General features: G+C 35.2%; 12 protein-coding genes, 1 tRNA gene and 1 pseudogene. 9 read left to right on the forward strand and 5 right to left on the reverse strand.

The genetic code is table 11. The features are described 5' to 3' along the window. Window positions 1-4: 4 nt before the first annotated feature. The 3 genes from AAGD84_RS06660 to AAGD84_RS06670 all read right to left on the reverse strand — a co-directional run bounded on the left by AAGD84_RS06660 (window position 5) and on the right by AAGD84_RS06670 (window position 2,723). Window positions 5-1,276, reverse strand: a complete 1,272-nt coding sequence (locus AAGD84_RS06660; protein WP_265038356.1) for a M16 family metallopeptidase — start codon at window positions 1,274-1,276, stop codon at window positions 5-7. Beyond that, complete coding sequence (locus AAGD84_RS06665) at window positions 1,273-1,893, reverse strand: superoxide dismutase (protein ID WP_341817978.1); 621 nt, start codon at window positions 1,891-1,893, stop codon at window positions 1,273-1,275. Before AAGD84_RS06665 ends, AAGD84_RS06660 begins: the two co-directional genes overlap by 4 nt. Before the next feature lie 659 nt (window positions 1,894-2,552). After that, window positions 2,553-2,723 carry a hypothetical protein gene (locus AAGD84_RS06670; RefSeq protein WP_213863146.1) on the reverse strand — a complete coding sequence of 57 codons (171 nt, stop codon included), beginning with the start codon at window positions 2,721-2,723 and terminating at the stop codon, window positions 2,553-2,555. Between the two features lie 208 nt (window positions 2,724-2,931). Here AAGD84_RS06670 and AAGD84_RS06675 point away from each other — a divergent pair. Then, a pseudogene (locus AAGD84_RS06675) lies at window positions 2,932-4,110 on the forward strand (cytochrome ubiquinol oxidase subunit I); the annotation flags it as partial. Between the two features lie 6 nt (window positions 4,111-4,116). On the opposite strand, the gene AAGD84_RS06680 reads toward AAGD84_RS06675, so the two are convergent. Beyond that, the gene (locus AAGD84_RS06680; protein WP_341817979.1) at window positions 4,117-5,442 is read right to left on the reverse strand and encodes an IS4 family transposase; all 1,326 of its coding nucleotides are present in this window, start codon (window positions 5,440-5,442) and stop codon (window positions 4,117-4,119) included. 87 nt (window positions 5,443-5,529) lie between these two features. Here AAGD84_RS06680 and AAGD84_RS06685 point away from each other — a divergent pair, with 87 nt between their 5' ends. From AAGD84_RS06685 to AAGD84_RS06715, 7 genes are all read left to right on the forward strand, one after another. Next, a complete protein-coding gene (locus tag AAGD84_RS06685) occupies window positions 5,530-5,778 on the forward strand; it encodes a cytochrome ubiquinol oxidase subunit I (protein WP_341817980.1) in 249 nt (82 codons plus the stop codon). Then, a complete protein-coding gene (cydB, locus tag AAGD84_RS06690; protein ID WP_341818175.1) occupies window positions 5,771-6,793 on the forward strand; it encodes a cytochrome d ubiquinol oxidase subunit II in 1,023 nt (340 codons plus the stop codon). Before AAGD84_RS06685 ends, cydB begins: the two co-directional genes overlap by 8 nt. 166 nt (window positions 6,794-6,959) lie before the next feature. Further along, a complete protein-coding gene (gene era, locus AAGD84_RS06695; protein ID WP_012673254.1) occupies window positions 6,960-7,844 on the forward strand; it encodes a GTPase Era in 885 nt (294 codons plus the stop codon). Beyond that, a complete protein-coding gene (locus AAGD84_RS06700) occupies window positions 7,837-8,658 on the forward strand; it encodes a 3'-5' exonuclease (RefSeq protein ID WP_065094884.1) in 822 nt (273 codons plus the stop codon). Before era ends, AAGD84_RS06700 begins: the two co-directional genes overlap by 8 nt. 207 nt (window positions 8,659-8,865) lie before the next feature. Next, window positions 8,866-10,833, forward strand: coding sequence for a porin (locus AAGD84_RS06705; protein WP_264722950.1), 1,968 nt, complete (start codon window positions 8,866-8,868; stop codon window positions 10,831-10,833). Window positions 10,834-11,269: 436 nt separating this feature from the next. After that, entirely contained in the window at window positions 11,270-12,076 is an 807-nt protein-coding gene (locus AAGD84_RS06710; RefSeq protein ID WP_265029996.1) for a DUF2163 domain-containing protein, read from the forward strand. A 31-nt stretch (window positions 12,077-12,107) separates the two neighbouring features. Continuing rightward, window positions 12,108-12,194, forward strand: a tRNA-Ser gene (locus AAGD84_RS06715). Between the two features lie 106 nt (window positions 12,195-12,300). Here the strand turns inward: AAGD84_RS06715 and AAGD84_RS06720 are convergent. After that, window positions 12,301-12,552 (reverse strand): hypothetical protein, encoded by a 252-nt coding sequence (locus tag AAGD84_RS06720; RefSeq protein ID WP_022626339.1) that lies wholly within the window; start codon window positions 12,550-12,552, stop codon window positions 12,301-12,303. Window positions 12,553-12,739: 187 nt separating this feature from the next. On the opposite strand from AAGD84_RS06720, the gene AAGD84_RS06725 reads away from it, so the two are divergent. Beyond that, window positions 12,740-14,065, forward strand: coding sequence for an IS4 family transposase (locus tag AAGD84_RS06725; RefSeq protein ID WP_341817981.1), 1,326 nt, complete (start codon window positions 12,740-12,742; stop codon window positions 14,063-14,065). Window positions 14,066-14,132: the final 67 nt, after the last annotated feature.

Below are 14,132 nucleotides of genomic sequence, written 5' to 3' on the forward strand. Positions count from 1 at the left end.
TACACTAAGCTTTAAGCATAGAAACCACTTTATCGTAACTTGGCAATGATTCAATTTCTCCAATTGCAGCTAGAGTGGTTTTTTCATGCTGAGATAACAATTCTTCTGCTGCTTTTTTTACGTTAGCAGTGGTAACTGCACCAATTTTTTCTATTAATTCATTTTTACTGATGTACCTATTATAGTTACCGTAGTAGTGTCCCAATGTTTCAGCACGTGAGCTAACACTTTCGCGTGACATTAAAATTTGGGATTTTACTCGCTCTTTCACTCTATTTACTTCTTCTTCCTTCAGATCATCTGTAGACAACTTCTTCAACTCTGTCGTTATAGATTTTAAAAGCTTATCTAAGTTACTACTGTCTGTACCAGCAAAAATGGAAAACATTCCTGTATTAGTATAGCTGGAATTAAATGAATAAACAGAGTAAGCTAATCCCTGCTTTTCCCTTACTTCCTGGAATAAACGTGATGACATTCCGCTCCCTAATATAGAATCAAGCACTTGAAACGTGTGATATTTATCGTCATGGCGAGAAACACTAGGTAGACCAATTAGCAAGTGTACCTGATCTAATTTACGATGTTCTAAATACTCACCACCAGTACAGCTCGCATTTTGGCTTTTTTTCAGCTTTTTAGAATGAATCTTTGAGAGAAAATCTTTGGTTAATGCAACAACTTCTTCATGTTCAACATTTCCTGCAACGGCAAATAGCATATTCTCACCAAAGTAATGCTCATTTATGTAATTATCTAGATCTCCTCGAGTAAAAGATTTTACAGTATTTTGCGTGCCTAAGATTGACCTACCAAATGGTTGGTCTTTATAAGCTGCCTCAAAATATTTGTCGAAAATAATGTCACTTGGTGAATCATTAGTTTGAAAAATCTCTTGTATTACAACACCCTTCTCACGTTCCAATTCATCTTCTGGAAACGTGGAATTCATCAATATATCTATTAATATATCAATACCAGTTTTTATGTCTTTCTTGAGGACTTTTGCATAATAGGTGGTGCTTTCCCTACCGGTGCTAGCGTTGAAAACTCCACCTATGTCATCAAAAGCTTTTGCAATTTCAAAGGCAGTTCTTGTCTTCGTCCCTTTGAAAGCCATGTGTTCTAAAAAATGGGATATTCCATTTTGCTTTGCACTTTCTGCTCTACTGCCAACACCAACTCGTATGCTTAAAGCTACGGAATCAATATCACGCACCTGCTCAGTTATTATGCGCAGACCATTATCTAATTTTGTTACCCGGGGTATATTCATCTCATATATTCTTCTAAGTTCTCTTCTGCAAAATCCCAATTAATCAAATGATCAAGGAAAACTTTTATGTAGTCAATTCTACGGTTTTGACAATCTAAATAATAGGCGTGCTCCCACACATCCATAGTGAGTAGTGGCACTTGGCCATAAATTATTGGCAAATCTGCATTTGGAGTCTTGGTGATTTTGAGCTTTCCTAACCTACCTTTTTCGAGCACTAACCATACCCATCCACTGCCAAACTGGCTTACTCCATGATTCGAAAATTCTTCATAAAATTTATCAAAGCCACCGATATCGTCTTGAATTTTTTTTGCTAGAAGACTACCATCTTTAGGCTTACCACCACCATTTTTTTTCATTGAATTCCAATAAAAAGTATGGTTCCAAACTTGTGCTGCATTATTAAATATAGGCAAGTTGCCGCTATTACCATGCACTTTTGTTATTAATTCCTCAATTTTTACATGTTGATAATCCGTATTTTCAACTAGCTCGTTGAGTTTATTTAAATATCCTTTATGGTGCTTATCATAATGAAAATCTAAGGTTTTTGCAGATATATAAGGCTCCAAAGCTGTTTTATCGTATGGTAATTCAGGTAAAGTAAAACTCATAAAAACCTCTTTATTTCTAACCTACTTGGATGGTAGGGCAATATATGCTTTTGTGCAACATATAATTAATAGCTAAAACATTTAGGTATCTATTGCATTATTCTAAATTATACTACAATAACGATTATTATATAAGCCATAGAAATGGATTAAATGCAAAAGTTACTTGACACCCTTCGCCAACCCCCTTATCATGAAACTGAAGCTATTTATTTATCTTCTCTGTACAGATTAAATGACAAAAAACTCACGTATCTGGCGTCTCATGCTTAATTTTTTGCACTATGTGCATCTTATGTCTTATAAAATTTCTACCTACATAAGCTGAAACGCGCTTATAAAGCGTTTAAAACATAAAAAAACGCCAACTTAAAAAATGGATAGTGAATAACTAGCTACCCTAGGGTTTCTTTTGCCTTTTTTTCTGTTTAGTAAATTTCTTAACGTTTATAATTTAGATTAGTTGCGGTTTAAAAGTAGCTGAATCGCGGTTATTAAACGTTTAGAATAAAAAAACGCCATACTTGAAAGTATAATGTAAGTAATTAGCCAACCACGGGGCTTCTTTTGCCTTTTTCTCCGCTTGGTAAATTTCTTAATGTTTATACGGAAGGTGTCATTCCAGCGCGTGACACTGGAATCCCAAAAAAAGGATGATGTCATCCGAGTAGCTGACACTGGGATCCAGTTTTCCATATAATCTCATCGAAAACGTTGTAACCACTTTCTATGCTAGTTTGCTTGTGAGCAACCTGGATCCCAGTGTCTGGACACTGGGATGACAAAAAAAGGAGCACTGGGATGACATCATAGGGGCGCTGGCCTGACAATCGTCATTCCGCTACGTGTTAGCGGGATCTAGAGATACCGTGACGGTATGACAAGGGAGAACAGTTGTATTCCTGCACAATTTATTCTCATGACAAAAACGTCTTAACTTTCTCTCTACTTTTTCTGGGTAAGGTCAATTTTGTGAAAAAATGGATTGAATTATAGGCAGATTTGGCTATTATTTGTAATACATGGGTATTAGGTAAAATGTTTAAATTTGATCCTTTATTATTAGCTCGAATTCAGTTTGCCTTCACAATAGGCTTTCACATTATATTTCCTGCTTTCACGATCGGGCTTGCAAGTTTTCTAGCCTTTTTGGAATGGTGTTGGCTTAAGACTGGTGATACACGTTTCCGTGATGTTTATAAATTCTGGATCAAGATTTTTGCCGTTGCTTTTGGCATGGGAGTGGTATCTGGAGTTGTAATGTCATATCAACTTGGTACCAATTGGTCGATTTTTTCTGACCGCATAGCCAATGTTCTCGGCCCTCTATTTTCCTTTGAGGTTTTAACAGCCTTTTTTCTGGAGGCATCTTTTTTGAGTATTATGCTATTTGGATGGAATAGAGTAAGTTCTCGTATGCACTTTGCTTCTACTTGTATTGTTGCAGTGGGAAGGCTTATTTCAGCTTTTTGGATTATTGCGGCCAACAGTTGGATGCAAACACCCGCTGGATTCACGATTGGTGAGAATGGTCTCCTATATCCAACCAATTGGTTAGAGATTATTTTTAATCCTTCTTTCCCTTATCGCTTTATTCATATGGTAACAGCAGCCTATCTTACAACAGCTTTTGTGGTTGGTGGTGTAGGAGCATTTTATCTTTGGAGAAAACGACATGCTCCTCAAGCAAGAATTATGCTTGGTATGGCAACCATTATGGTAGCTTTAGCTGCACCATTTCAGCTGTTCATGGGAGATAGGCATGGATTAAATACACTAAAGCATCAACCTGCTAAGATTGCTGCAATGGAAGGTATATGAGAAACCGAAAAAGGGGCTGGCTTACTTTTATTTGCTTATCCGGATCAGCAAAATGAAATTAATCACTACGAGATAAAAATTCCTAATCTTGCCAGCTTGATCTTAACACATGATTTTTTAGGAGAAGTAAAAGGATTAAAGGAATGGAAAAAAGAAGATAGACCACCTGTAGTATGGGTATTCTGGTCCTTCCGTATAATGGTTGGAGTTGGAATTTTAATGATCATAATTGGGTCAGTAAGTGTTATACAGTATCTTCGTGGCAAATTATTCCAAAGTTGTTTCTTACATGGATGGTGGATATCAATGATGCCGTCTGGGTTCATAGCGTTACTTGCAGGTTGGTTTACTACTGAAATTGGCCGTCAACCTTACACTGTATATGGAATCATACGCGTCAAGTTAAGAGATTGTGAGCAAATTTAGAGAGGTTAAAGTGGATACTCTAGCCCTTCTACGTTTGTCTTTTAATGAAAATCGCGACCAAGTTATAGTGAGTTTTTTAAGAAATGCTTTTAAACTATTAATTTTGGTTAATACTAAAAATAACTCTCTAACCCGCCTTTTTAGCTCAATAAATGCCTTTGTTAAGCTAAGTTCTGTATTCTTTTTCACTTCTGTGCAACCAACTATGCCGTGAAATATAAGAATTGCGCACAATTTAGCATATAATTCACATAATACTCTGCATGGCTTTCCTTTTAGCTTATCAAGCCTGATATGGCTTTTATACAATTTAAATAATAACTCAATTTGCCACCTTACTCTGTAAATCGTTAATACTTGCTCAGCACTAATTTTATTTTCTGGAACATTAGTTATAAATATTGACCAGTTCAACAATTTTTGATTTCTTTTAGAGGATGTATATCCCTGCGATCTTGCTAATCTATTAGCTTTCCTTCTTCTGGCTATAGACTGTTCTTCAGTTAGTTTCTGACATATAATTCTTACTCTAATTTTTGCTTCTTTTCCTAACAATACCTCGTTTTCTAAAAATAACTTATCCTCTAAACATTCTAATAACTCCATTTTTTGATTTGTTTCTACATCATATACGTTGGTATCGGATTTATAACGACTTATGAAATAAGCTCCTATTTCATTGATTTGTTTAAAAGAACTTGGCACAAAATAACCGAGATCAGATATTAGCAAATCATTGCTTGATATATTACTTAAATGTTTCCTATATCCCTGGTCTGATCTTATTCCCTCCGTTAAATTAAGTTGGTCTATTATCTGATTCATGTAATCGAAAACTAATTGTAACTTTATTCCAGACTTAGTATTGCTTTCATAGCCACTGTAGCTAGTACCATAACCTTTATACATCTCTTCCATACTGTTAGGTAGAGTAATATAGCTACTGTCCAATAATTTAACACTATTAAATTGCTGTAAGATTTTGCAATCAACTTGCAAGATATTTTTAAAGAGAACCACAGATTCATTATACATCCTTTTCATAAATTCCACTGCTTCTTCAGTAAATCTAAAATCCAAACCTTGTTTTGTTATATCTATCGAGTCCTCGTTTAGTAATTGACACATTGTTTCTACGCTACAATTATCAACTCCTATATTACCCAAGACCATGGCTTTTACGAATGATGAACCTTTTAGCTTTCTCTTTCTTTTTATAAACCTTGTTGTAATTGAGATTTTCTCTGCTTTTTCATTAAAAAATTCTTTGAGCTTTTTTGATAAGCAAGTTATTTTATTCATTGGTTCTCTCACTAAAAGTATATCTGGGAGAACTTATACCTTATTATTCTATCTCTTTCATACCTTTATTTCCTTAACTTGACGCGTATGGTATATGGAATTATGCGCACAATTGAATCATTTTCATCTGCGATTACCGGTCCTCAGGTTGCATGGTCTTTGATTGCATTTATCGTTATGTATACCCTTATATTTGGAGCAGGTAGTTACTATATTCTGAAACTTATATACAAAGGAATTCCTGTCATTAAAGAAGAAGAGCAATTTTATAAACACGGTATTGGAGCTTCAGTGATTGATGCTGGTACATCTGGAAAGGACAACAATCATGTTTGATTTTTCTTCCTTAATTAATTTACCCCTAATCTGGGGATTACTAATTGCCATAGATGTTTTACTGTATATTTTAATGGATGGGTTTGATTTAGGTATTGGTATTTTACTTCCTTTTGCACCGTCAGATAAATGCCGTGATCACATGATAAGCTCAATTGCACCATTTTGGGATGGAAACGAAACATGGTTGGTATTGGGTGGTGGAGGGTTGTTTGCTGCTTTTCCTCTTGCATATTCAATATTAATGCCTGCTTTTTATATTCCAATCATTATTATGCTGCTTGGCCTTATAGTGCGCGGAGTATCCTTTGAGTTTCGTTTTAAGGCAGAAGGAAAATACAGGCAATTATGGGATTATGCCTTTCATTTTGGGTCACTTGGTGCTGCATTTTGCCAGGGCATGATTTTAGGCGCATTTATACATGGTGTAGAAGTAAACGGACGCAACTTTTCTGGTGGCCAATTTGATTGGGCAAGTGCTTTTAGTGTAATGACAGGCGTTGCTGTGATATTTGGATATGCACTTTTAGGTTCTACATGGCTCATAATGAAGACAGAAAATATAACACAAGAATGGGCACGCAAGGTTGCTTCTTATACGCTTGGTTTTGTAGGTATTTTCATGGGACTAGTGAGTGTAGTGACACCATTTTTAAATGAACGTATTAAAAACTTTTGGTTTAGTATGCCAAATTTTTATTATTTATTTTCTATTCCATTACTCACATCTTGGCTATTTTTCATGCTGTGGTTTGATCTTCAGAATACTAAACGGGAGTACCGTCCATTCTTTCTCAGTATTGCTATTTTTTTTATGGGATATTTAGGTTTAGGAATTAGTATCTACCCATGGATTATACCTTTTCAATATACCATTCTGGATGCAGCTGCTTCTGGGCCAAGTTTATCTTTAATGCTCATTGTTATAATACCGCTTTTACCAATCATTTTAACTTACACTGGTTATTGCTATTATGTCTTTCGTGGAAAATCAAATTATGAACACACATATTAAGGAGTTAGTGACCTTATGGTTAAAACGTTACCCTTAAATCAAGCAGTCGTTCTGGCAATGGCGTCAACTTAAGAGCCTTCATTAGCAAATCCTCCTATGGATTTTCTGACTTCTTGTCATATAAGTAGCTTGACGCTGACATTCAGTTTTCTTTATAATTTTCTTTGTGAAAGAACAAAAATGCTTATTTGTAACGATAGCTGGCTTACCAAATGCTGGGAAGTCTACATTAATTAACAGCATCATAGGCAAGAAAATTGCAATTGTCACCCCTAAAGTGCAAACAACAAGGACGCAAATAAGGGGTGTTGCAACATGCAACAACACACAAGTTGTCTTTACTGACTCCCCAGGAATTTTCTCAGCAGAAACAAAACTTGAAAAAGCTTTAGTCAAATCTGCATGGTCGGCAGTTAAGGATAGTGACATCACTTTGTTGCTTGTTGATGTAAGCAATTATTTGAAAAATATAGAAAGAATTAAGACTATATTTATGCGGCTGCAGCGCACAAAAGGCAGATGCATTTTGGTTATCAATAAAACTGATTTGGTAAAAAGGCCTGAATTAAAGATGGCGCATGAGCATCTGAATTTGCTTTATAAATTTGAAAAGGTTTTTATGATATCAGCATTAAAGAATGATGGACTTTCTGATTTGATGAATTACTTGTCTGAAGTTGCATCGGTGAGCCCCTGGTTTTATGAAGAAGATCAAATAACCGATTCCTCGACAAATTTTTTATCAGCAGAAATTACGAGAGAAAAATTATTCTTGAACTTGCGTGAAGAATTGCCATACTCTACAGCTGTTATAACTGAACAATTTGAGGAAAAAAAAGATAAGAGTTTAGTCATCAAACAGATCATATTTGTGTTGAAAGATAGTCATAAAAAAATAGTACTAGGAAAAGATGGCAGTAATATTAAAAAAATTAATATCGAAGCGCGTGCTGAACTAGAAAAATTATTTGAGTGCAAGGTACACCTCTTTTTATTTGTGAAAGTGCGACCTTGGATCGACCGTCCGGAGGAGTATATAGGCAATGCTTAATTCTTTATTGGTATTTGATATTGAAACTATACCAGATGTAAATTCCTGCAAAAATTTACTCAATATTAGTGATGATAGTAGTGTAGAAGAGAAGAGGGATGCATTAACAAAATATCATCTTGAAATAACAAACGGGCAAAACTCTTTTCTGCGTCAGCCTTTTCACCTTGTTGTAGTTATTAGTTTTTTACTTTGCAATATAAGCTACCAGAGTGGTTATGAGGTGTTCACACTGCAAGAAATAAGATCTGGAGGCACACTAAATTCCAGTGAAAAGGAGCTAGTGAAAGGATTTTTTAACTACATATCAGAGAAAAAGCCAAGATTAGTTTCGTTCAACGGACGCACTTTTGATATACCAGTGCTGAAGTATCGTGCTATGGTCCATGGCATTCAAGCGGAATATTTTCATAAAGCTGGCGATAAGTGGAATAGTTACAATCAGAGATATAGCAGTGATTGGCATTGTGATTTGCTTGAATCCCTCTCTGATTTTGGAGCTTCTGCGAGAGTAAAAATGAACGAAGTTTGTGCAGCATTTAATCTTCCTGGTAAGATTGGAGTTGATGGGTCACAAGTTATGGACTTATACGATAGCGGCAAGATACAAGAGATTCGAGATTATTGTGAAACAGATGTAATTAACACTTATTTGATTTACTTAAGGTTCATGCATCATCAGGGAAGGATTACTACTGAAAGCTACAACAAAAGTGCGGAAGAGCTGCTTTTAGAGTGCGAAAAAAAAGAATACCTAAAGAAATTTAAAGAAGAATGGGAAAGAACTTGTGGTGGAAAAATTTTACTTCCATAGAATAAATAGTCGAGTTATAATGCACTAACAAGCGAACCTCTGTACTAAATTTTGGTTAATATACACGTTGAGCATATTAAGAAAGTTGCTTTTAAGGTATTGCATTTTACTTTTATTTTCGTTATAAGGTTGCTTTAAGTTGAATTTTCAACATTTTTATACTATTTACATTTAAGATATGATTTCGAAATTTTTTGGGGGCACTTCATGAAAAAGTCTATGTATACTAGAACTGCTCTAGTTTCTTTATTAACTTTATGTTCTTTCAGCAGTTTTGCAGCTGACTTTCCTGATGAGAGTATGAAGGAAATAAAAAAGCAAGAGAGCACAAAAACTTCTGGAAAAACAGAAGTTATGAAAACATCAAATAAAAAACTGAAAGAAAAGATGGACAGAATATGTAATGCTGATCCAAGAAAAAAAGCTGAAGAGCTTAAGAAAAAGGAAGAGATGAGATTAGCAGCCGAGCAGAAGAAAAAAGAGGAGATCAGGCTAGCAAATGAGAAAAAAGCAAAGCTTATAGAGGATTCAAAAGCGAAAGCTCTAAACGCTAAGAATTCTAATATAGAAAAAGGTAAAGTTTCAAAAACTAAGCGTTCTAAAACTAAGAATGCTAAAGTTGAAGCTAAAGATGTAAAGAAGGATATAAAAGTTGTTAACAAAAATACAGAGGAAAAAGGTAAGGCAAGTCCTGTTGTTTCAGTTGGTGGAGTTGATATTATCGATACCAATCAAGGGCAAAGTAATTTAAGAATAACTTTTGGTGGTGTTGTTGATGCTCAAGGTTATGGCAAAGCTGGACCAAGTGGCGCAGATTATAAACGTTATAACGTTATGCCAAACAGATCTACAGAGTATTATAATGCCACTCCAGATATAACAAGAGGAGCAAATCCAATATTCTATGAAGGAATAGGAAATATTGGTGATTACAGCAACGATATGGGTATGATTGCTGATGCAATATTGCACCTCAGAGCAGAAAATAAGAATGAAGATTTAGGTCTTCTTTATGGTGCTGACGTGCAGTTTCATGTCCCAGTGACCGAAGGTAAGGGAGCTTCACAGGGTGTTTATGCTGCAAAAGGCAGAAGTGCGCATGTGTTTGTTAACTCAAAATATGGTGACGTGAAGCTTGGTTACCAATTTGGTCCTGAGGCTCTGATGAGGCTTGATGCAACAAGAATTGCGACTGTTGACGGAGCTGCAGATAGTGACTGGTTCAGAAAAGTGAACTTAGAAGGAAGCGCTGCTAGCTTTCCATTTTATGTAACACCACGTCTTTACACTGAAAGTTTTTCGAGTGAAAGTGAAAAATTCTCTTTCCGCATGGCAGGGAAATATAACAAAGGCGTTATGACTACACTGCCATTTAGAGTTGCCTACTACTCACCAAATTATATGGGCGCAAGGTTTGGCATCAGTTATGCACCTCGTTATGATAGTAGCTTGTTTATTGTGAAAGAAAAAGAAGAGAAAAACGGTAAGGTAAAAGATAAGATAAGGCATGTCGGTCCAGACTATGAGCACATAGTAAGTGCTGGTGCATCATATGAATATGACTTTGATAAATATAATGTAAAAGTTAAAACTTCTGCAGTTGGTGAGTATGGTCAAGCAAAAAAACTAAATAAAGATAAGCATGTTTATAATGAATATGTAGAGTACAATGACCTTATGGGTGTTAATTTGGGTGTAAGCGCTGATTATAAGATTAATGAAGATCAAGGCGTAAAGTTTGCTGCCTCTTTTGCATACTTGGGCAAATCTGGTCAACCGAAGGGTATTAAAAAATTAATTGGTGATACCTATACGGAAATTGATAGTAAAGATGCTACTGATGGCAAAAGAGTGGAAGGGCTGAAAGCTCAATTTGGTAAAGATAGTATAGATACCATGTATTGGACTGTAGGAGCTGGGTATCAACATGAGAATATCTACACAAGTTTGACGTATTTTGGCAGCAGAATGAATGACAAAGATATGCTTCATGATGGTGCACTTGGCGTTCAATATGATCTGTCTCCTGCATGCAGTAAGAACAAATTTGTTCCTTACGCAGCTCTCCATTATTTTATGACTAACGAAACAGGTAAGCTGAAAGATGAGTCTGATGCTGATGTACCTTCTAACCAAGGAATTCTCCTTCTTACTGGTGTGAAGTTTTCTTTCTAACCAGCCAGTACACACCACAGTTAACTGTGGTGTATTCTTGTCTGTTAGTGTTTATTTGTCGATCAAATAAACATATGGTGTCCTCTCTCCTGTCATCCCAGTGCGTGACACACAACTGTACGAACATTGTGATTTGAGGACACTCCACCAAGAAGGATGTCATCCCAGTGCCCAGACACTGGGATCCAGCTTTCCATGCAACTTCATCAAAAGCGTTTATTCAGCATAAGATCAGCCACTTTTTATGCTCACCAAATCAGTTTGCTTACTTACAAGCAAAATTTCCTGGATTCCAGTGTCAAGCACTGGAATGACACCCTATGGTCACCGGAATGACGCTTTATGGCTACTTAGATGATGAGAAAAGAACACACTGCCCTTATTCTACTGGCCGTATAGCTACTTTCAAATTTAATCAATTAAGCAGGAGGCCCCTATGCAAACCACACTAAAAAATCATTTAGCTGGAGAATTACTTACCACTGCTACGTGCTGGAAATTAACGCTTGCAGGTGGAGAAGTAATGGGATTCACTGACTATGATGAAGACTTAAATATTGATAATATACTCTATAAATCTTCAAGTGGATTTACAGCCAGTAGTATAATATTAAACAGCGATTTAAAGACTGATAATTTGGAAATTGAGGGAATATTAAATAGTGTTGATATCAAAGAAAAAGATGTTTTATCAGGAAAGTACGACTTTGCAAATATTGAGATATTTCTTGTGAATTATAAAGACTTGACCCAGGGAACAATGAATCTACATTCAGGAATTTTTGGTAAAGTGACATTAAGTAGTGGAAGATTTATTGCTGAAATTAGAGGGCTCTCAGCAAAGCTTGAGAGAAGCATAGCAGAATTATACTCTCCTGCATGCAGAGCACAATTTTGCGATGATAAATGTAAAGCCGATACTAAAAAATTTAGTAAAATAAGTACAATCACTAAAGTAATAGACGAAAGAAGATTTGAAGACACGAATTTAACTGAGAGTGATGAATATTATAAGCACGGAGTAGTAAAATTCTTTGGCTCAATAGCGTTTGAAGGTGTAGTAAAAGAATATAAAAATAAAGTAGTTACGTTGTTTACTTCGCCTCCATACCAAATTTTTGCTGGAGATAAATATTCAATACTCGCAGGTTGCGATAAAACATTTCCAACTTGCAGAAGCAAGTTTAACAATACTGTGAATTTTCGTGGTGAACCCTATATACCAGGTTTTTATATTGTTTAGCAGTACAATTTTCAATATTATGAATAAGCATGGAAAGGTGGCTGAGTGGTCTAAAGCACACGCTTGGAAAGCGTGCACATATGAAAATATGTCGGGGGTTCGAATCCCCCCTTTTCCGTATGTTACTTCTAGAATAGTATAAAACCCCCGGTCGCGCACACAACTGTACGAACATTGTAATATGGTACAATGTTACAACTATGCGGTGGTAATTTACGATAAATTCATGTAGCCATTTCAAATTTAGCCATACCAATGTCAGTAAATTGATTAAGCAAATAACACTTGAGTAGCAGTTCCTTCCCACGATTAATTTCAGATTTGTTCCGAAAATTAAACCCGAATGTTTGTTTCAGTCGCGAGAAAAAACTTTCTACATAAGATCTTTTTCCGTAGTTTGTTTGCCTTTTCCACCTCTTCATTCCATCTTCGCTGTATGACTTTATTAGTCTAATTGCAGCATTTCTTTCTGCCATACTTTGGATGCTCTGCTGCATTGTTTTTTTGGAGGAATTTTTGTCTTTATGCCGCATTCATCACACAATTTATAGAGTTTATGTCTGTCATATGCTCCATACGCGTCAAGTTAAGGAAATAAAGGTATGAAAGAGATAGAATAATAAGGTATAAGTTCTCCCAGATGTACTTTTAGTGAGAGAACCAATGAATAAAATAACTTGCTTATCAAAAAAGCTCAAAGAATTTTTTAATGAAAAAGCAGAGAAAATCTCAATTACAACAAGGTTTATAAAAAGAAAGAGAAAGCTAAAAGGTTCATCATTCGTAAAAGCCATGGTCTTGGGTAATATAGGAGTTGATAATTGTAGCGTAGAAACAATGTGTCAATTACTAAACGAGGACTCGATAGATATAACAAAACAAGGTTTGGATTTTAGATTTACTGAAGAAGCAGTGGAATTTATGAAAAGGATGTATAATGAATCTGTGGTTCTCTTTAAAAATATCTTGCAAGTTGATTGCAAAATCTTACAGCAATTTAATAGTGTTAAATTATTGGACAGTAGCTATATTACTCTACCTAACAGTATGGAAGAGATGTATAAAGGTTATGGTACTAGCTACAGTGGCTATGAAAGCAATACTAAGTCTGGAATAAAGTTACAATTAGTTTTCGATTACATGAATCAGATAATAGACCAACTTAATTTAACGGAGGGAATAAGATCAGACCAGGGATATAGGAAACATTTAAGTAATATATCAAGCAATGATTTGCTAATATCTGATCTCGGTTATTTTGTGCCAAGTTCTTTTAAACAAATCAATGAAATAGGAGCTTATTTCATAAGTCGTTATAAATCCGATACCAACGTATATGATGTAGAAACAAATCAAAAAATGGAGTTATTAGAATGTTTAGAGGATAAGTTATTTTTAGAAAACGAGGTATTGTTAGGAAAAGAAGCAAAAATTAGAGTAAGAATTATATGTCAGAAACTAACTGAAGAACAGTCTATAGCCAGAAGAAGGAAAGCTAATAGATTAGCAAGATCGCAGGGATATACATCCTCTAAAAGAAATCAAAAATTGTTGAACTGGTCAATATTTATAACTAATGTTCCAGAAAATAAAATTAGTGCTGAGCAAGTATTAACGATTTACAGAGTAAGGTGGCAAATTGAGTTATTATTTAAATTGTATAAAAGCCATATCAGACTTGATAAGCTAAAAGGAAAGCCATGCAGAGTATTATGTGAACTATATGCTAAATTGTGCGCAATTCTTATATTTCACGGCATAGTTGGTTGCACAGAAGTGAAAAAGAATACAGAACTTAGCTTAACAAAGGCATTTATTGAGCTAAAAAGACGGGTTAGAGAGTTATTTTTAGTATTAACCAAGATTAATAGTTTAAAAGTATTTCTTAAAAAACTCACTATAACTTGGTCGCGATTTTTATTAAAAGACAAACGTAGAAGGGCTAGAGTATCCACTTTAACCTCTCTAAATTTGCTCACAATCTCTTAACTTGACGCGTATGGTCATATGCTCTGTCTGCATATAGTGCTTTTATGGCATGCTGAAAATTAACTCC

This window comes from Wolbachia endosymbiont (group A) of Andrena fulva (assembly GCF_964026815.1).
Taxonomy (GTDB): domain Bacteria; phylum Pseudomonadota; class Alphaproteobacteria; order Rickettsiales; family Anaplasmataceae; genus Wolbachia; species Wolbachia pipientis.

Coding starts and splice junctions, on each gene's coding strand:
- AAGD84_RS06710 (WP_265029996.1), top strand. CDS start 11,270: ATGCAAACCACACTAAAAAATCATTTAGCTGGAGAATTACTTACCACT.
- AAGD84_RS06685 (WP_341817980.1), top strand. CDS start 5,530: ATGGTATATGGAATTATGCGCACAATTGAATCATTTTCATCTGCGATT.
- AAGD84_RS06660 (WP_265038356.1), bottom strand. CDS start 1,276: ATGAATATACCCCGGGTAACAAAATTAGATAATGGTCTGCGCATAATA.
- AAGD84_RS06700 (WP_065094884.1), top strand. CDS start 7,837: ATGCTTAATTCTTTATTGGTATTTGATATTGAAACTATACCAGATGTA.
- cydB (WP_341818175.1), top strand. CDS start 5,771: ATGTTTGATTTTTCTTCCTTAATTAATTTACCCCTAATCTGGGGATTA.
- AAGD84_RS06680 (WP_341817979.1), bottom strand. CDS start 5,442: ATGAATAAAATAACTTGCTTATCAAAAAAGCTCAAAGAATTTTTTAAT.
- AAGD84_RS06665 (WP_341817978.1), bottom strand. CDS start 1,893: ATGAGTTTTACTTTACCTGAATTACCATACGATAAAACAGCTTTGGAG.
- AAGD84_RS06705 (WP_264722950.1), top strand. CDS start 8,866: ATGAAAAAGTCTATGTATACTAGAACTGCTCTAGTTTCTTTATTAACT.
- AAGD84_RS06725 (WP_341817981.1), top strand. CDS start 12,740: ATGAATAAAATAACTTGCTTATCAAAAAAGCTCAAAGAATTTTTTAAT.
- AAGD84_RS06720 (WP_022626339.1), bottom strand. CDS start 12,552: ATGGCAGAAAGAAATGCTGCAATTAGACTAATAAAGTCATACAGCGAA.